At 72.4% G+C, this 16741-nt stretch carries 18 protein-coding genes; 7 read left to right on the forward strand and 11 right to left on the reverse strand.

What is annotated here, in order from left to right; all coding sequences use genetic code 11:
- Positions 1–23 precede the first annotated feature (23 nt).
- Genes ACQPZK_RS28170 through ACQPZK_RS28190 form a run of 5 tightly spaced genes read right to left on the reverse strand, consistent with a single transcriptional unit; the run spans position 24 to position 4989 of the window.
- Positions 24–1532: a complex I subunit 4 family protein gene (locus ACQPZK_RS28170; RefSeq protein WP_433535793.1), complete on the reverse strand. Its 1509-nt coding sequence runs from the start codon at positions 1530–1532 to the stop codon at positions 24–26.
- Positions 1529–3463 (reverse strand): NADH-quinone oxidoreductase subunit 5 family protein, encoded by a 1935-nt coding sequence (locus ACQPZK_RS28175; protein WP_433535794.1) that lies wholly within the window; start codon positions 3461–3463, stop codon positions 1529–1531. The genes ACQPZK_RS28170 and ACQPZK_RS28175 overlap by 4 nt, the downstream gene beginning before the upstream one ends.
- Entirely contained in the window at positions 3460–3807 is a 348-nt protein-coding gene (nuoK, locus tag ACQPZK_RS28180; RefSeq protein WP_433535795.1) for an NADH-quinone oxidoreductase subunit NuoK, read from the reverse strand. The genes ACQPZK_RS28175 and nuoK overlap by 4 nt, the downstream gene beginning before the upstream one ends.
- A complete protein-coding gene (locus tag ACQPZK_RS28185) occupies positions 3804–4355 on the reverse strand; it encodes an NADH-quinone oxidoreductase subunit J family protein (RefSeq protein WP_433535796.1) in 552 nt (183 codons plus the stop codon). Before ACQPZK_RS28185 ends, nuoK begins: the two co-directional genes overlap by 4 nt.
- Before the next feature lie 25 nt (positions 4356–4380).
- Entirely contained in the window at positions 4381–4989 is a 609-nt protein-coding gene (locus ACQPZK_RS28190) for a NuoI/complex I 23 kDa subunit family protein (protein WP_433535797.1), read from the reverse strand.
- 95 nt (positions 4990–5084) lie between these two features.
- On the opposite strand from ACQPZK_RS28190, the gene ACQPZK_RS28195 reads away from it, so the two are divergent.
- On the forward strand, positions 5085–5660 hold the full coding sequence (locus tag ACQPZK_RS28195; protein ID WP_433535798.1) for a Uma2 family endonuclease: 576 nt from the start codon (positions 5085–5087) through the stop codon (positions 5658–5660).
- Here ACQPZK_RS28195 and ACQPZK_RS28200 read toward each other — a convergent pair.
- The gene (locus tag ACQPZK_RS28200) at positions 5641–6072 is read right to left on the reverse strand and encodes an ester cyclase (protein ID WP_433535799.1); all 432 of its coding nucleotides are present in this window, start codon (positions 6070–6072) and stop codon (positions 5641–5643) included. The two genes, ACQPZK_RS28195 and ACQPZK_RS28200, sit on opposite strands and share 20 nt — an antisense overlap.
- A gap of 102 nt (positions 6073–6174) precedes the next feature.
- Here ACQPZK_RS28200 and ACQPZK_RS28205 point away from each other — a divergent pair, with 102 nt between their 5' ends.
- A complete protein-coding gene (locus ACQPZK_RS28205; protein WP_433535800.1) occupies positions 6175–7224 on the forward strand; it encodes a glutathione S-transferase family protein in 1050 nt (349 codons plus the stop codon).
- 453 nt (positions 7225–7677) lie between these two features.
- Here the strand turns inward: ACQPZK_RS28205 and ACQPZK_RS28210 are convergent, their stop codons facing one another.
- Together ACQPZK_RS28210 and ACQPZK_RS28215 are read right to left on the reverse strand one after the other, a co-directional pair.
- Complete coding sequence (locus tag ACQPZK_RS28210; RefSeq protein ID WP_433535801.1) at positions 7678–8640, reverse strand: complex I subunit 1/NuoH family protein; 963 nt, start codon at positions 8638–8640, stop codon at positions 7678–7680.
- The gene (locus tag ACQPZK_RS28215; protein ID WP_433535802.1) at positions 8640–9434 is read right to left on the reverse strand and encodes an NADH-quinone oxidoreductase subunit C; all 795 of its coding nucleotides are present in this window, start codon (positions 9432–9434) and stop codon (positions 8640–8642) included. Before ACQPZK_RS28215 ends, ACQPZK_RS28210 begins: the two co-directional genes overlap by 1 nt.
- Before the next feature lie 114 nt (positions 9435–9548).
- On the opposite strand from ACQPZK_RS28215, the gene ACQPZK_RS28220 reads away from it, so the two are divergent.
- A complete protein-coding gene (locus ACQPZK_RS28220) occupies positions 9549–10595 on the forward strand; it encodes a glucose 1-dehydrogenase (RefSeq protein ID WP_433535803.1) in 1047 nt (348 codons plus the stop codon).
- Here the strand turns inward: ACQPZK_RS28220 and ACQPZK_RS28225 are convergent, their stop codons facing one another.
- Both ACQPZK_RS28225 and ACQPZK_RS28230 read right to left on the reverse strand, forming a co-directional pair.
- Positions 10596–11912 carry a DUF2252 domain-containing protein gene (locus ACQPZK_RS28225; protein WP_433535804.1) on the reverse strand — a complete coding sequence of 439 codons (1317 nt, stop codon included), beginning with the start codon at positions 11910–11912 and terminating at the stop codon, positions 10596–10598.
- A gap of 36 nt (positions 11913–11948) precedes the next feature.
- Entirely contained in the window at positions 11949–12515 is a 567-nt protein-coding gene (locus ACQPZK_RS28230) for an NADH-quinone oxidoreductase subunit B (protein WP_433535805.1), read from the reverse strand.
- A 178-nt stretch (positions 12516–12693) separates the two neighbouring features.
- Between ACQPZK_RS28230 and ACQPZK_RS28235 the strand changes: the two genes are divergently transcribed.
- Both ACQPZK_RS28235 and ACQPZK_RS28240 read left to right on the forward strand, forming a co-directional pair.
- Positions 12694–13230, forward strand: coding sequence for a SigE family RNA polymerase sigma factor (locus ACQPZK_RS28235; protein ID WP_433535806.1), 537 nt, complete (start codon positions 12694–12696; stop codon positions 13228–13230).
- Entirely contained in the window at positions 13223–14440 is a 1218-nt protein-coding gene (locus tag ACQPZK_RS28240) for a hypothetical protein (RefSeq protein WP_433535807.1), read from the forward strand. Before ACQPZK_RS28235 ends, ACQPZK_RS28240 begins: the two co-directional genes overlap by 8 nt.
- A gap of 86 nt (positions 14441–14526) precedes the next feature.
- Here ACQPZK_RS28240 and ACQPZK_RS28245 read toward each other — a convergent pair whose 3' ends face one another.
- Positions 14527–14679, reverse strand: coding sequence for a hypothetical protein (locus ACQPZK_RS28245; RefSeq protein ID WP_433535808.1), 153 nt, complete (start codon positions 14677–14679; stop codon positions 14527–14529).
- 251 nt (positions 14680–14930) lie between these two features.
- Here ACQPZK_RS28245 and ACQPZK_RS28250 point away from each other — a divergent pair, with 251 nt between their 5' ends.
- Positions 14931–15494: a SigE family RNA polymerase sigma factor gene (locus tag ACQPZK_RS28250; protein ID WP_433535809.1), complete on the forward strand. Its 564-nt coding sequence runs from the start codon at positions 14931–14933 to the stop codon at positions 15492–15494.
- Entirely contained in the window at positions 15487–16695 is a 1209-nt protein-coding gene (locus ACQPZK_RS28255) for a hypothetical protein (RefSeq protein WP_433535810.1), read from the forward strand. Before ACQPZK_RS28250 ends, ACQPZK_RS28255 begins: the two co-directional genes overlap by 8 nt.
- The last annotated feature ends 46 nt before the right edge of the window (positions 16696–16741 follow it).

Consider the following 16741-nt stretch of genomic DNA (forward strand, 5'->3'; position numbering starts at 1 on the left):
CGGTCGCGGCACGCTTCTCGTGCTCACCTGTGGATCACCTCGACGAGGGCGTCGACGGGCGCCTCGGCGACACCGAGGACCAGCGCCGGAACCAGCCCGATGGCCAGCGCGAGCAGCACCAGCGGCGCCCACGCGGTCACCTCCGCGCCGGCCAGTCCCGCGCCGACGCCGCCCACCGCGGTGCTCGGCCGACCGTGGGTGACCTGGCGCAACAACCGCAGGAAGTACGCGGCCGTGAGCGCGCCACCGACCGCCGCCAGCACCCCGAGGGTCAGCCACAGCGGGCCGCCCACTTTGATCGCCGCGACCACCGCGAACGCCTCCCCCCAGAAGCCGGCCAGCCCGGGCAGGCCCAGCGACGCGACGGCCGCGAACGCCAGCAGACCGGCCAGCCGGGGCGCGGTCTCCCGCAGCCCGGACAGCTCGGCGAGCGCACCCGTGCCGGTGCGGTCCTTCACGGCCCCGGCCAGGAAGAACAGCAGGCCGGTGATGACGCCGTGGGCCACGTTGCCGATCAGGGCCGCCTGGATGCCGGTGGCGGTCAGCGTCGCGACGCCCAGCAGGACGAAACCCATGTGCCCCACGCTGGAGTACGCGATGAGCCGCTTCACCTCGACCTGCGCCAGGCACACCAGCGAGCCGACCAGGATCGCGGCGACCGCCAGTACGCCGAGCACCGGGGCGGCCCAGCGGGCACCCTCCGGGGCCACCCCCACAGCCACCCGGATCAGCCCGTACGTGCCCATCTTGAGCAGCACCCCCGCCAGCACCACGCTGCCCACCGTCGGGGCCTGCGTGTGCGCGTCGGGCAGCCACGAGTGCAGCGGCCAGAGTGGACTCTTCACCGCGAACGCGAGCGCGAGCAGCGTGAACGCGGCCAACTGGGTGCCCCGGGACAGCCCGGCCCCGCCGGTCAGGGCCACGATGTCGGCGGTGCCGGCGGCGGCGACAACGACGTACACGCCGACCAGCAGCAGCACCGAACCGACGAGCGTGTAGAGCACGAACTTGCGACCCGCCCGTCGCCGGTCGGCGCCACCCCAGCCGGCGATGATCGCGTACATCGGCAGCAGGACGACCTCGAAGAAGAGGAAGAACAGCACCAGGTCCAGGGCGAGGAACGTGCCGAGGATGCCCACCTCGACGACCAGCAGCAGCGCCACCAGCGCCCGGCCACTGCCGCCGTGGGGCACCCGCCACAGCGTGTACCCGCAGCAGAGCAGCGTGAGCAGCGCGGTCAGCACGACCAGCGGCCAGGAGATGCCGTCGACGCCGAGGTGGAAGCGCAGATCCAGGCCGGACGCCCAGGGCAGGTCCAGCTGATGCCAGGGGCGTACCGCCGGCGTACCGGCCGACCAGGCGAACCAGCCCCGCCCACCGGACACCAACGCCACGGCGGCCAACAGGGTCAACGCCGCCGCGACCGTGCCGACGATCCGCGCCGCCCGGTCCCGGGGTGTCGCCGCCACCGCGACCGCACCCAGCGCCGGCAGCGCCAGCACGGCGACGAGCAGCACCTGTCCCACCGTCATGACACCACCCCCAGCACGGCGGCGGCCAGGCCGATCAGCAGCGCCCCGGCCAGCACACCGGCGGCGGCCCGGGGCAGCGCCGCCCGGTGCAGCGCGGCCAGCCCGGCCCCCAGGCCCGTCGCGGCCCTGCCGCTGCCCTCCACGACCCCGTCCACCACCACCTCGTCGCCGGTACGCGCGAGGCGGGCCAGCGCCCGGACGGGGCGTACGACGAGGGTGTGCTGGACGTCGTCGAGGCGGAACGCGCGGGCGAAGACCGGCCGCAGCGGACCCAGCGCGGTCGCCGGATCGGCGGCCCGGTCCCGACGCCAGCGCGCCCACACCAGTCCCGCGCCAACGACCAGCAGCGCCAGGGGCAGCAGCAGCCCCGGCCCGACGTGGACCAGGCCGTCCTCCGCGCCCGCGACCGGCACCGTGGCGAACCGCAGCCGGTCGGCGAACGCGCCGACGAACCCGGCCAGGCCCAGCAGCGCGGCCGGCACGGCGAGCAGCAGCACCGGCCAGCGCAGCACCGCCGGCGGGTCGTGCGGGTGGACCAGCGGCAGCCGGGGCTCGCCGAAGAAGGTCCGCAGCAGCAGCCGACCCGCGTACCAGGCGGTGATCGCCACACCGAGCAGGCCGGCCAGCCAGACCAGCCAGCCCACCCACGACGGCGCGGGGCCGGTGCCCTCCAGCGCGGCCGACTCGGCGACCGTGAGCACGCCGTCCTTGCTCCAGAAACCGGCCAGCGGGGGCACCCCGGCGAGCGCGCCGAGACCGATCACCGTGCACCAGAACGTCACCGGCATGCCCCGGCGCAGCCCACCCATCTCCGACATCAGCGTGGTGCCCACCGCGTGGATCACCGCACCGGCGGCGAGGAACAGCAGCGCCTTGAACGCGGCGTGGGTGAGCAGGTGGAACAGCGCCGCGGACGGCGAGCCGACGGCCAGCGCGCCGGTCATGTAACCCAGTTGGGAGACCGTCGACCAGGCCAGGACCCGCTTGATGTCGTCCTGTGCGGTGGCGGCGAGCGCCCCGAGCAGCAGGGTGATCGCGGCGAGCACCCCGAGCACCGTCAACGTCACCGGAGCGGCCGTGAACAGCGGGTACAGCCGGGTCACGGCGTACACCCCGGCGGCGACCATCGTCGCGGCGTGGATCAGCGCGGAGATCGGCGTCGGACCGGCCATGGCGTCCGGCAGCCAGGTGTGCAGCGGGAACTGCGCGCTCTTGCCGGCCACACCGCCGAGCAGCAGCAGACCGGCGGCGGTCAGGGTCGCCCCGGAATGGTCGTGCGCGAGCACGTCGGCGATCCGGAAGCTGCCCGTCGACACCCCGAGCAGCGCGATGCCGAGCAGGAAACCGACGTCACCGACCCGCGTCACCAGGAACGCCTTCATGGCGGCGGCCGGCGCGCCCGCGAGCCGGCGGTCGTGGGCGATGAGCAGGTACGAGCAGAGGCCCATCACCTCCCACCCCACCAGCAGCATGATCAGGTCACCCGCGACCACCACCAGCAGCATCGCCGCCGTGAAGAGGCTGATCTGGGCGGCGTACGGCGGGTAGCGGTGGTCGACGTCGACGTCGTCGTGCGGGCCCCGCCGCAGGTAGCCGATCGAGTAGACCTGCACGGCCAGGGCCACCGCGGCGACCGCCACGGCGACCAGCGCGGCGGCGCCGTCCAGGCGTACCCCGAGGGTCACCGCCAGCCCGCCGATGTCGACCCAGGTCGTCGACGTCTCCGTCGGACCGTCGACCGTCAGCAGCAGAGCCACGGCCAGCGCCAGCGCGCCGGCGGCACCGGCCACACCGATCGTCACCGCCGCCGTCCGGGCCCGGTCACCGCCGACCGCGCCTCTCCGATGCCGTGGGGCCGGCGGCAGCAGCAGACCGGCCAGACCGGCGAGCAGCGGTACGGCGGGCAGCGCCGCCCCGAGCAGCCCGGTCACCGGCCCGCCTCCGCGTCCCCGACGACGACCGGCGTCGCCGGCTCGGTCAACGCCACGTCGTCCACCGCCACCGTGGACCGCAGACGGTAGAGCTGGAGCACGATCGCCAGCCCCACCCCGATCTCCGCCGCGGCGAGCACGATGACGAACAGCGCGAACACCTGACCGGAGTGCGGCAGCACCGCGCGGACCGTGGTGTCCGCGGTGACCAGGATCAGGTTCACCGCGTTGAGCATCAACTCGACCGACATGAGCACCAGTACGGCGTTGCGTCGACGCAGCACGCCGTACACGCCGAGGCCGAACAGCAGCGCGGCGGTGACGTACGGGATGACCGGCCTCACCGACGCCCCCCGGAGGCCAGTTCCTGCGCCGGCGCGGCCGCGTCCTCGGTACGGCGGCCGATGTCGGGCCGGGACAGCACCACCGCGCCGACCAGGGCGGACAGCAACAGGACGGAGAGCACCTCGAACGGCAGCACCCAGGAGGCGAAGATCTGCTCACCCAGCCGCTCCGCCGTACCCGCGCCGGGCAGCGCGACCGTGCTCCACCGGTACGCGTCGACCAACAGCACGCTCAGCCCCAGGCCGGCGCCGCCGCCGATCAGCGCGGCGGGCCAGCCGGGCCGGTCCAGGTCGTCGGACGCCCCGATCGGCGCCCGGGTCAGCATCACCGCGAACAGCAGCAGCACCACCACCGCGCCCACGTAGATCAGCACCTGGACCCAGGCGACCAGCTCCGCGCCGAGCACCAGATAGTCACCGGCCAGCGCGCCCAGGCAGACCACCAGGTAGAGCCCCGCCCGGACCAGGTGCTTGGTGGTCACCACCAGCACACCGGCGCCGACCGCCACCGCGCCCAGCGCGAGCAGCAGCAGATCCGCGCCGGTCACCGGCCCGCCCCCGCGGCTCGGGCGGTCACGACGCCGGGCCCTCGTCGCCGGGGCGTACCGCCGGTGGGATCGACCGCGCGGCCTTGCGCGCGGCGGCGGTCTCCTCCTTGGCCGGCTCGCCGTTGGGGTCGTGCGCGGGCGGCGGCGGAACCGTCGCCATCCACTGGCCGAGGTGGTCCTTGTCGTGCAGGAGGTCCTTGATGTCGTACTCGGCGTACTCGAACTCCGGCGACCAGTAGAGCGCGTCGAAGGGGCAGACCTCGATGCAGATGCCGCAGTACATGCAGAGCGAGAAGTCGATGTCGAACCGGTCGAGCACGTTGCGCTGGCGGGGACGGGCGGCGCCGGGCACCGCCACCTCCTCCTTGTGCGAGTCGATGTAGATGCACCAGTCCGGGCACTCCCGGGCGCAGAGCATGCAGACCGTGCAGTTCTCCTCGGACAACGCGATCACGCCACGCGAGCGCGGCGGCAGCTCGGGCGCGACGTCCGGGTACTGCTGGGTGGTAGAGCGGCTGGTCATCGTCTTGAGGGTGACCGCCAGTCCTTTCACCAGACCGGCGCCGGGCAGGCCGCGCTCGCTGGTGCCGCCGGCCGGATCGCCGCGCTCGCTGGAATCGGTCATGTGGACCATCCTGCCCTGTGGCCCCGGCGCGCGCGACCACCACCCACAGGTCCGCGGCGGTACCGTGGTCCCGGGGAGAACGACGCACCGGAAAGGACCCGTCGATGACCGCCGCGCTGCACGACGACGTTCCGCCGCGGGGCGAGTGGACGACCGACGCCTTGGACGCCCTACCCGACGACGGCCGCCCACGCCCTGAACTTCTGGACGGAAACCTGCTCATGTCGCCCTCCCCCAGGCGACTTCATCAGTCCATCGCGCTCCTGCTGGGCTCGGCCATGCTGGAAAGCTGCCCGAGCGACCTCGACGTGACGCAGGGTGTCGAGGTACGCATCTCGCGGAAGCGCTCCTTCATCCCGGATCTGCTGGTCACCTACCTCGACGCCGCGCAGCGGAATCCGTCGCACTATCTGCCGGATCAGGTTCTTCTGGTGGTTGAGATCGTCTCGGAAGGATCCCGCAGCATCGATCGGGTGCTCAAACCGGCCCTCTACGCCGAGGCGGACATCCCCTACTTCTGGCGGATAGAAACCGAGGCAGGCATCGTCGTGCACAGCTACAAACTCGACGCCATGAAGCAGATCTACGTCGAGCAGGACCGGCTCACCGACGGGATCCTCGTGCCGGAGCCATGGGAAATGAACATTCCGCTGGAGCGGATCACGCCGCGGAGCCGCTGAGCCCGCCGGCCGGCGGCACCATCTCGACGCCGAGCTGCTGAAGGAGCTGGAGCAGCTCGTTGCAGCTCCACACGTCGATGATCCGGCTTGCGGTGTCGAAGCGCAGGAACGTCGCCCCGGAGTAGCTGACCACCTGCCCGGTCGGCGGCACCGGCCCGAACTGCCCCGCGTGCGTGCCGGCCGCCCGCCAGTGCACGGCCACCCGCTCACCGGCGGCGACGACGTCGACGATCTTGTAGCGGAGGTCTGGGAAGGCCGCCCGGCGCTCACGGTGCCAGGCCAGCGTCGCCTCCGGGCCCGTCCCACCCAGCCCCGGGCACTCCTCGGCGATCAGCTCGTACGCCGACTCCTCCCGACGCGCGTTCCACACGTCGGCGATGAGGCGCCGGGCCGCCGTCTCCACATCCGTCATGACGGCAGGGTAGCCAAGAAGGAGCCGCCCGCGGCCAGCACCGGAGACAGCCGAGGTTCGCCCGCACCGAGCCGGGTACCCGGATTTCGGCGAGGATGAGCGGTGAGGGCAACCGGCGCGGAAAGGGCGGACGACGTGGCGCAGACAGGCGGGAAGTACGTCGAGCCGGGTGGCGAGTTCACCCGGGACCAGCGGTACATCGCCACGCGGATCACCGCGGACGGGCGGGACGGGTACCCGGCGGAGCCCGGCCGGTACCGGCTGGCGGTCAGCCGGGCCTGCCCCTGGGCCAACCGCCTCGTCATCGTGCGGCGGCTGCTCGGCCTGGAGGACGCCATCTCGATGGCGATCGCCGGCCCGACGCACGACGCCCGCAGCTGGACCTTCGACCTCGACCCGGGTGGACGCGACCCGGTGCTCGGCATCGAGCGCCTCCAGGAGGCGTTCTTCGCGCGCTTCCCCGACTACGAGCGGGGCATCACCGTTCCGGCGATGGTGGACGTGTCCACCGGGCAGGTGGTGACCAACGACTACGCGCAGATGAGCCTGGACCTGTCCACCGAGTGGACGCCGTACCACCGCGAGGGCGCCCCGCAGCTCTACCCGTCGCACCTGCGCGAGCAGATCGACGAGGTCAACGACGTGGTGTTCCGCGACGTCAACAACGGCGTGTACCGCTGCGGGTTCGCCGGCAGCCAGGAGGCGTACGACAAGGCGTACCACCGGCTGTTCGACCGGCTGGACTGGTTGACCGAGCGGCTGACCGACCAGCGGTACCTGGTCGGCGACACCATCACCGAGGCCGACGTACGGCTGTTCACCACGCTGGTCCGCTTCGACCCGGTCTACCACGGCCACTTCAAGTGCAACCGGCAGAAGCTCAGCGAGATGCCGGTGCTGTGGGCGTACGCCCGGGACCTGTTCCAGACCCCCGGGTTCGGCGACACCATCGACTTCGACCACATCAAGCGGCACTACTACGAGGTGCACCGGGACATCAACCCGACGGGGATCGTGCCGCTCGGCCCCGACCTGTCCAACTGGCTCACCCCGCACGACCGGGAGAAACTCGGCGGCCGCCCCTTCGGCGACGGCACCCCACCCCCACCCCCGGCGGAACCGGTAGACCCGCAACACACCCCCCTGAGCTGACCCACCCCACACCACGCCCCGCCACACCCCGCCGCGCCACGCCCCACCCCACCACGCCCCACCCCACCGCGCCTCGCCTCGCCACGCCCCGCCGCGCCTCGCCACGCCCCGCCGCGCCTCGCCACGCCCCACCGCGCCTCGCCACGCCACGTCCCGTCCCGCCACGCCACGCCACGCCACGCCACGCCACGCCGATCATGGAGTTGTGGTGGGCGACAAAGCGCCCGTGAATGCACCAAACCCGACACCATAACTTCATGATCGACGGGGTCGGGCCGTAGTCACCCGCGATCTTGCACTTTCTGCGGCGACAAAGCCGGACACACCACGTATATCGACAACAGAAAGTGCAAGATCGACGGGGGCGGGAGCGGGGGCGGCACGGGGCGGGGGCGGGGCGAGAGCGGGGCGGGAGCACGGGCGGGGTGCGGCGGAGCGGAGCCGGGGCGACGGTTACAGGGCTACGCGTACTGCTGCGGTCAGGACCAGTTGGGCCAGGGAGGCGGGTACCAGGACCAGCCAGCAGAGGCGTTGGAGCTGGTCCTCGCGTAGGCGGGGGTAGGAGACCCGGAGCCAGATGATCACGAAGGCCACGGCGAAGATCTTGAGCAGTGTCCAGAGCCAGCCGAGCTGGTCGTCGGCGAAGGGCCCTTGCCAGCCGCCCAGGAACAGCACGGTGGTGAGCGCGGCGATGACCACGATGCCGACGTACTCGGCGAGCAGGAAGAACGCGAACCGCAGGCCGGTGTACTCGGTCATGTAGCCGAACACCAGCTCCGAGTCGGCCACCGGCATGTCGAACGGCGGCCGGCGGATCTCGGCCAGCCCCGCGACGAAGAAGATGATCATCGCGGGTGCCTGCCACAGCAGCCACCAGGGCTGCCACGCCTCGACGATGCCGGACAGGCTGAGCGTCCCGGCCGCCATCGCCACCGACGCGGCGGCCAACACCAGCGGCAGCTCGTAGCCGAGGAGCTGGGCGGCTCCGCGCAACCCACCGAGCAGGCTGTACTTGTTGGCCGACGCCCACGCCGACATGAGCACCGCCACGACACCGATGCCGACGACGGCCAGCACGAAGAACAGGCCGATGTCCAACGGTTGCCCGACCAGGTCGTTCGGGCCGAGCGGAATGACCAGCAGCACCAGCAGGTAGGGCACCAGCGCCACAGCGGGGGCCAGCCGGAACACCGCCCGGTCGGCCTCGCGCGGGGTGATGTCCTCCTTCTGCACGAACTTCACACCGTCCGCCACGAGCTGCGCCCAGCCGTGGAAGCCGCCCGCGTACATCGGGCCGAGCCGACCCTGCATGTGCGCCATCACCTTGTGCTCGGTCTGGCCGACCAGCAACGGCAGGGTGAGGAACGCGACCACCACGCCGCCGATCCGGACCACCAGCTCCACCCAGAGCGGCATCAGGCCGTACCCCCGTCGTCGTCGCTGTCGTCGCGCGCCGCCGGGTCCGCGACCGGCCCGGGCCGCGCGGACCCCGCCGGGCCGTCGCCGGCGTCGGCAACCCGGGGAGTACGCCCCGGACGGGCCCCCGGAGCGGGCCGCGCCGGACGGTCACCGGCCGGACGGGCCGGGGTCCCGCCGCGCGGTCCCTCCCCCACGCCACCCGCGCCGGCCGGGGTGGGCGTCGTCCCCCACTCCCCCGGAGCGGGCACGCCCGGCGGACGGATCGGTCGACGGCCACCGCCGGCCTCCGACTCGCCCGGTTCCTTCGCGCCCGGCCAGGGTTTCGCCACCCGGGAGGCGAGCACGAACTCCTTGCGCAGCGGATTGCCCTCGAACTCCGGCGGCAACAGCAGCGGTCGCAGCTCACCGTGCCCGGCGAAGTCGATGCCGAACATCTCGTGGGTCTCGCGCTCGTGCCAGGCGGCGCCGGGGTAGATGTGCACGACCGAGGCCACCGAGGGCGCGTCGCGGGGCACCCGGGTACGCAGCAGCACGCCGTGCCGCAGTCGCGTCGACCAGAGGTGCGCGACCACGTCGAAGCCCTCGGCCAACTCGTCGACCGCCGACAGCCAGTCGAAGAAGTCGCAGGCGAGTTCGGTGTCGTCGCGGGCGGCGCGGACCGCGGCCGACCAGCTCGCCGGAGGTACGTCGACGGTGGCCCGGGCGAACCGCTGCCCGCCGGACACCGACGCGGTCGCCTCGACCGGCGCGAGCAGCGCGACCAGCCGAGCGCCGACCTCTTCTGACGTCATGCGCTGATCCTAGGGCCTGGTTCAGAGGAACTGGCCGGCCCGCGGCCCGCGAGCGGCCCCGGTGATCTGCCGGCTTTACCGGCGGGGGTCCCGTCGGAGGGGAAAGATGAGGGCGTGCGCGCTGTGACGGTGAAACCCGGGGTCGCCAACTCGCTGAGCCTCGTCGAGGATCAGCCGGAGCCGGCGTCCGAGGAGGGCGCTGTCCTGGTTGAGGCCCTGGCCGTGGGCATCTGCGGCACCGACCACGAGATCATCGCCGGCGACTACGGCGAGGCGCCGCCGGGCGCGGACCGCCTGGTGATCGGGCACGAGTCGCTGGGCCGGGTGCTCGACGACCCGACCGGCACCCTGCAACCCGGCGACCTGGTGGCCGGCATCGTCCGGCACCCCGACCCGGTGCCCTGCCCCAACTGCGCGGTCGGCGAGTGGGACATGTGCCGCAACGGTCAGTACACCGAGCACGGCATCAAGGCGCTCCCCGGTTTCGCCCGCGACCGCTGGCGGATCGAGCCGCAGTTCGCGGTCCGGCTCGATCCGGCGTTGGCCCAGGTCGGCGTGCTGTTGGAGCCGACCAGCGTGGTGGCCAAGGCGTGGGACCACATCGAACGGATCGGGCACCGGGCCGAGTGGCGGCCGGAGACCGTCCTGGTGACCGGGGCCGGGCCGATCGGGCTGCTGGCGGCACTGCTCGGCGCCCAGCGCGGACTCACCGTCCACGTGCTGGACCGGGCCACCGACGGGCCGAAGCCGGAGCTGGTCGCCGGGCTGGGCGCCACCTACCACGCGGTGCCGGTCAACGACCTGCCCTTCGAGCCGGACGTGGTGATCGAGTGCACCGGCGCGCCCACAGTGGTCCTGGACGTCATGTGCAAGGCCGCGCCGAACGGGATCGTCTGCCTGGCCGGGGTGTCCAGCGGCGGCCGCAGCATCGACTTCGACGCCGGGGCGCTCAACCGCGCGCTGGTGCTGGAGAACAACGTGGTGTTCGGCTCGGTGAACGCCAACCGGCGGCACTGGAACATGGCGGCCCAGGCTCTGTCGCGCGCCGACCAGGTCTGGCTCTCCTCCCTGATCACCCGGCGGGTGCCGGTGAACAGGTACGCCGACGCGTACACGCCCGGGCCGGACGACATCAAGGTGATCCTGGAGTTCGCCTCGTAGCTAGATCCCCGGTAGCCGGCCGTTGCGGAACAGGTCCACGAAGAGCTGGTGGTCCTGCCGGGCGCGCACCCCGTACGCGTGCGCGAAGTCCACGAGGTGGCCGACGAACCCCGACTCGTCGGCGTCCACGGCCGCGACGATCGCCTCCTCGGTGGAGTAGTCCACGAGGTCGTGGCTGGACTCGTCGTCCGCGACCGAGTGCATCCGGGCCACCGCCCGGCCCAGATCGGCCAGCACCCCGGTCAGTTCGTCCGGCTCGTTGACGTCGGCCCAGTCCAGATCGGCGGCGTACGGGGAGACCTCGGCGACCAGTTGGCCCGCCCCGTCCAACTCGGTGTAGCCCAGCCACGGATCGGCGTGCGCCTGCAACGCGCGCTGCGACTCGGCGGTCCGGTGGCCCTGGTGCTGGAAGTAGCCGGCCACCGACTCGTCGGTGCTGTAGCGGGCCACCGCCGGCACCTGCGCCTGCTTCATGTAGATCACGACGTCGTTCTCCAACGCCTGGGTGTGTCCCTCCAGCAGCAGGTTGTACGACGGCAGACCCGCCGAGCCGATGCCCACGCCCTTGCGCAGCACCACGTCCTTGATCCGGGCGGCCCCCGGACGCAGCCGGGCCGTGGCGGCGGGCAGGGTCCCCAGGTACTCCTCGAAGGCGGCGAGCACCTTGTCCCGGCTCGCGGCGTCGACCTCGAAGATGCCCTCGCCGACGGAGAACCGCCGCTCGTAGTTGTCGACGGTGGTCTGCGCGGCGAGCAGGTCGACCCTCGTGTTGAGGCGGGCCTGCTGGAGTACCCGACGCAGCACCCCGTCGGCGTTGTCCAGGGTGATCGAGCCGATGGCGTCGTCCCCGCCGGCGGCGATGGCCCGCAACTCGGTCAGGTAGGCGCGGGCGAAGCCGGTGACCAGCTCGCCGATCACCGTGTCGGAGAGGGCCTTGCTGTAGCCGAGCAGCGCCACGCTGGCCACGAACCGCCGCAGATCCCAGGTGAACGGCCCGACGTACGCCTCGTCGAAGTCGTTGACGTTGAACACCAGTTGCCCGGAGGCGTTCATGTACGTGCCGAAGTTCTCCGCGTGCAGGTCGCCGTGGATCCACACCCGGCCGGTCCGCTCGTCGAGGAACCGGTCGTCGGCGAAGTCGCCACGCTGGTCGGCGTAGAACAGCGCGGCGCTGCCCCGGTAGAAGGCGAACGGCGACGCGGCCATCTTGCGGAACTTGCGGCGGAAGGCCGCCGGGTCGACCGCCATCGACGCCCCGAACTCCGCGCTGAGCACGTCGATGATGTGATCCGAGCGCCGGTCTCCTGAGCTGCTCATAGTGCGCAGGCTAGCGCCGCCCGACCACCCCCAGGGTCAACCTGCGGCGGGTGGGCGTACGGGTGGGGCGGTGAGGGAGTCGACCGAGCGCGGGGCGCCGGCCTCGGCGGGCGCGGCGAGCAGGTCCCGCTGCGGCACGCCGCCGATCCCGGACTGCTCGGCGGCGATCTTCTCCTGCAGGCGCAGGATGCCGTGCAGCAGCGCCTCCGGGCGGGGCGGGCAGCCGGGCACGTAGACGTCGACGGGGATGAGCTGGTCGACGCCCTTGGTGACCGAGTACGAGTCCCAGTAGGGGCCACCGCAGTTGGAGCACGCGCCGAACGAGATCACGTACTTCGGCTCGGGCATCTGGTCGTAGAGCCGCTTGATGGCCGGGGCCATCTTGTCGGTCACCGTGCCGGAGACGACCATGAGGTCGGCCTGTCGGGGGCCGTGGGCGAACGGGATCACGCCGAGCCGGATGAAGTCGTGCCGGCCCATGCTGGTGGCGATGAACTCGATCGCGCAGCAGGCCAGGCCGAAGTTGAACACCCAGAGCGAGTAGCGGCGCCCCCAGTTCAGCACGAACCGGATCGGCTCACCGAGCACTGCCGGTAGCTGCACGGACGTCCCCTCTCCTCACCTCACAGTGAATCACAGCCGGTTGTCACGGACCGGACAGGCAACCCCACCGGCCCCGATCGCAACCGGCGGGCGCAGCCGAGTGTGTGACCGGTGCCGGCCAACACGCCGTCGGCGGCCACCACGGGGAGGACAAGTGCTTGTGACAGGAGAAGTACGGGTGGGCGGACCGCCCCCCGACCCACCGGGAAGCCCTCTCGCCGCGACCGCCGAACTGGTCTTCGACGACTTCTACCACGCCCACTTCCGATCGCTGGTGGTGCAGCTCACCGCGTATACGGGTGATCGCGGGCAGGCGCAGGACCTGGTTCAGGAGGCGTTCTGCCGGGCGTACGCCCACTGGAGTCGGCTCGCCCGGTACGACGATCCGCTGGCCTGGGTACGCCGGGTCGCCTGGAACCTCGGCCACAACCGCTGGCGGCGGCTGCGGACCGCGCAGGCCTGGCTGCTGCGGCAACGGGAGACACACGTCGCCGAGCCGAGCCCGGACCGGGTCGCCCTCGACACCGCGCTGGCCAAGTTGCCGCCGAAGCAGCGCCGGGCCGTCGTGCTGCACTACCTCGCCGACCTGACGGTCGCCGAGATCGCCGCCCAGGAACGGGTCGCCGAGGGGACCGTCAAGTCCTGGCTGCACCGGGGACGGACGGCCCTCGCGACGCACCTGCGCGACACCACCGAGGAGGTGCGAGATGTCTGAGCAGGAGATCCTCGACCTCGCCGAAGAGTTCGCCCACTACCGCCGTACCGTGCTGGAGGAGGTCGAGGTGCCCGGGCCCGCCGCCGTGCGGCGGACGGCGTCTCGGCGCGGCCGTCGCCGGCTGGCCACGACCACCGCGACGGTGCTCGCGCTGTTCGGCGGGGCAGCCGTCGGGTACGCGACGATGAACGGCCCGGATCGCGAGCCGGGGCCGGTGGATCCCACGCCGACGCCGTCCGCGCGCCCGTCGGCGACCGCGACCGCCGCTACGACGGCCAGCCCGTCGGCCACCGCGTCGAACGGCGGCGCCAGTCCGACCGGTGCCGCCCCGGACGGGCGGATCAGCCGGGCCCAGCTGCTCGCCGCGACGGTGTCGCTGCCCGCCTGGAACACACCGGCGGAATGCCCCACCGGGCGGGTGCGGCTGGGAGCCGAACCGGCCCGCGACGACGTCAACGAGCTGGTCGAGGTCGACCACGGCGACCTGGACGGCGACGGGGCGACGGAGACGGTCGCCCTGGTCCGCTGCGTGTTCGGCACCCGTGGTCCGTTCCAGGTGGTCGCGTTCGACCGGGACGCGGCGGGGCGGGTCGTCACCCTCGGCCGCGTGACCGGCACCGCTTCCCCCACTCCCGGTTGGGTGACGGACCTGGACGTACGCGACGACGGCGAGATTCGGGTCGAGGTGCTCGACGTCGCGCCCGGCGGCGGCTGGCCGGAGAAGAACTCCCAACGGCAGTGGCGCGGCTACCGCTGGGCCGGCGACGCGTTCGAGCAGGTGTCCGGCCCGACCTCGTTCGGTCCCAACCCGCGCTCGACGGACCTGTCCGTCACCGCCACCGACGTGGTGTTGACCGCAGCGACGGACGGTTCCCGGTCAGGTGCGGTCACCGTGCGGATCCGCAACGAAGCGGATCGGACGGCACCCGAGGTGATCCTGACCATGGAGCTGCCGAAGGCCCTGCGACCCGTCGGAGACGGCTGGACGGGCTGCGACATCGAGACGGGGAGCACCGTGCAGGTGTCCTGCCGCCTGAGCGCCGTACGGGGACACAGCGAGGTGCGGCGGACCCTGGAACTGGGGGTGGCCACCGGGGCCAGCCTTCCCTCGGGACAGGCGGCGTTGCGGATCTGGCCAGCGGACCCGGACCGGGACCCCTGGCTGGACAACGACGACAGCGACAACGAGTCGACGTTCGACTATCGCTGAAGGCGCACCGGGGCGGCCGGTCACCGACCGGCCCCCCCCCCCCCCCCCCCCCCCCCCCGACGCAGACCGTCTCGTCCATCGAAGGGTCAGGCCAGGACGACGCCCGGGCCGGGACCGATCTCGCCCGGCGCACCCGGGCCGGGACCGATCGCCAGGGCTGCCGTCGCCACTCCGGTCACGCCGAGGGCCAGTCCGGCCGCCGCAGTCAGACCGGTCATCAGGATCTTCCGCATCGTCATCGCCTTCTCCCGTGTCGTTGGTTGATGAATTGACGTACGGAAGCGGCGAATACCACAAAACCTCCTTATAGTGATACTTGTCTATACATAAGGCCGTTGATTCGTTACGGATCATGTGCGGCGTTCTCGGACGCTTCAGCGTTGGCCCGGGACAGTCGGGTTCGCGGCAGAAGAGGGCGCAACCGCGTTCGCTGTCGGGGAGTGTTACCGGCGCCCGGGGCACCGGCCCGGCGGCACACGGGGGAGGGGCAGTGACAGCAACGATGGGAGCCCGCGCCAACGAACCACCGGCGCCGCTGACGGTCGGGGGGCCGGATACGGCGGTGATCGCCTTCGACGACTTCTACCACGCGCACTTCCGGAGCGTCACCGCTCAGCTCTGCGCGTACACCGGGGATCTGGGCCACGCGCAGGATCTCGCCCAGGAGGCGTTCTGCCGGGCGCTGGCGCGCTGGGACCGCCTGGTCCGCTACGAGGATCCGGTGGCCTGGGTCCGCCGGGTCGCCTGGAACCTGGCCCGCAGCCGCTGGCGTCGGCTCCGCACGGCCCGCAACCACCTCCTGCGGCAGCGACGCGTCGAGGCCGAGGTGGACGGCCCGACACCGGACCGGGTGGCCATCGACGCGGCGCTCACGCAACTGCCCCCCAACCATCGGCGGGCCGTCATCCTGCACTACCTGGCCGACCTGTCGGTCAGTCAGATCGCCCTCCAGGAAGGGGTGGCCGAGGGCACCGTGAAGTCCTGGCTGCACCGGGGCCGGACCGCCCTGGCCGGACTGCTGGACGAGAACACCGAGGGGGTGTCCGATGTCTGATCTCGACCCGCGGCTGCGCGAACGGTTGACCGCGTACCGTGCGGACGTCACCGCCCGGGCCGTCGGCCCCGGTCCCGACCAGGCCCGACGTACCCTGCGCCGCCGGCGGCGGACGAAGGTCGTGGCGGTCGCCACGGCCGCGGCCGTGCTGGTCCTGGCACCGGTCGTCGCCAACGCAGCCCTCAAGGGCGACCGGACGACGCCACCGGTGCCGGCGGAGTCCGTCGACCCGACACCGCCGCCGACCACCACGCCGCCGACCACGCCGTCCGCCACGCCGTCGCCGGACTCCACGCCGACGACCACGCCTGATGCCCCGGACGGCCGGATCAGCCGAACCCAGCTGCTCGGTGCCCGCCTGGACCTGCCAGCCTGGCCGCAGTACGTGCCGCCGACCTGCACCACGTCGGACGTACGCCTGGTGACCAGGGCGATCGAGGCCTGGGTTCCGCTGCTTGCGGATGGGCCGGTGAGCCACGCCGACCTGGACGGGGACGGCGCGCAGGAGACGGTCGCCCTGATCGCGTGCCGCTTTGGCGAGGCGCTGGCGAAGCAGGTCGTCGCCTTCGACCGGGACGACGACGGACGGATCGTGACGCTCGGCCGGGTCGCCCGGACCACCGACGGGATCGCGGACATCCTCGGGTTGACGGTGAGCACCGCCGGTGCCGTGCAGGTACGGGTGGCCGACCTCCAGCCGTGCTGCGACACCCCGACGTACTGGCGGCAGGAACAGCAGCGCACCTACCGCTTCCAGGGTGGCCGGTTCGTCCAGACCGACGGCCCCACGAAGTTCGGCAAGGATCCCCGGCTCACCGACCTGCGGGTGACCATGACGCACACGCTCGTCGACGCCCCGGGCGGCCGCAAGCTGACCACCGTCTTCACCGTCACCAACGGGGGGCGGGTCGATGCGGCACAGCTCGAGTTCCGGGGCTTCGACGTCGGTGAGCCGGCGGGCGGCGACTGGCCCAGGTGCGACCCGGAGGGCGCGAGTCAGGACGTCAACCGGATCTGCCTCCTGCCGGGGGTGCCGGCCGGCGAGTCACGGCGCTACACCTTCGTCAACCTGGTGCCCGACCGCTCGGGTGCCGCCGCGGTGAAGCGCGACTTCTACATCGTGCACATCGACGCCCAGGACCGTCCGTGGCGCGACCTCAACGACAAGGACAACCACGTGCAACTGCCCGGCGTGCTCTGAGCCCGACGTCCGGTGCCCCACCTCCACGGAGGTGGGGCACCGGGGT

Origin of the sequence: Micromonospora sp. CA-249363, from assembly GCF_050950185.1 — a bacterium.
Classification (GTDB): domain Bacteria; phylum Actinomycetota; class Actinomycetes; order Mycobacteriales; family Micromonosporaceae; genus Micromonospora.

Excerpts from the sequence above, each read along its gene's own strand:
- ACQPZK_RS28170 (WP_433535793.1), bottom strand. The coding sequence starts at position 1,532 with ATGACGGTGGGACAGGTGCTGCTCGTCGCCGTGCTGGCGCTGCCGGCG.
- ACQPZK_RS28190 (WP_433535797.1), bottom strand. The coding sequence starts at position 4,989 with ATGGTCCACATGACCGATTCCAGCGAGCGCGGCGATCCGGCCGGCGGC.
- ACQPZK_RS28195 (WP_433535798.1), top strand. The coding sequence starts at position 5,085 with ATGACCGCCGCGCTGCACGACGACGTTCCGCCGCGGGGCGAGTGGACG.
- ACQPZK_RS28200 (WP_433535799.1), bottom strand. The coding sequence starts at position 6,072 with ATGACGGATGTGGAGACGGCGGCCCGGCGCCTCATCGCCGACGTGTGG.
- ACQPZK_RS28210 (WP_433535801.1), bottom strand. The coding sequence starts at position 8,640 with ATGCCGCTCTGGGTGGAGCTGGTGGTCCGGATCGGCGGCGTGGTGGTC.
- ACQPZK_RS28215 (WP_433535802.1), bottom strand. The coding sequence starts at position 9,434 with ATGACGTCAGAAGAGGTCGGCGCTCGGCTGGTCGCGCTGCTCGCGCCG.
- ACQPZK_RS28225 (WP_433535804.1), bottom strand. The coding sequence starts at position 11,912 with ATGAGCAGCTCAGGAGACCGGCGCTCGGATCACATCATCGACGTGCTC.
- ACQPZK_RS28240 (WP_433535807.1), top strand. The coding sequence starts at position 13,223 with ATGTCTGAGCAGGAGATCCTCGACCTCGCCGAAGAGTTCGCCCACTAC.
- ACQPZK_RS28245 (WP_433535808.1), bottom strand. The coding sequence starts at position 14,679 with ATGACGATGCGGAAGATCCTGATGACCGGTCTGACTGCGGCGGCCGGA.
- ACQPZK_RS28255 (WP_433535810.1), top strand. The coding sequence starts at position 15,487 with ATGTCTGATCTCGACCCGCGGCTGCGCGAACGGTTGACCGCGTACCGT.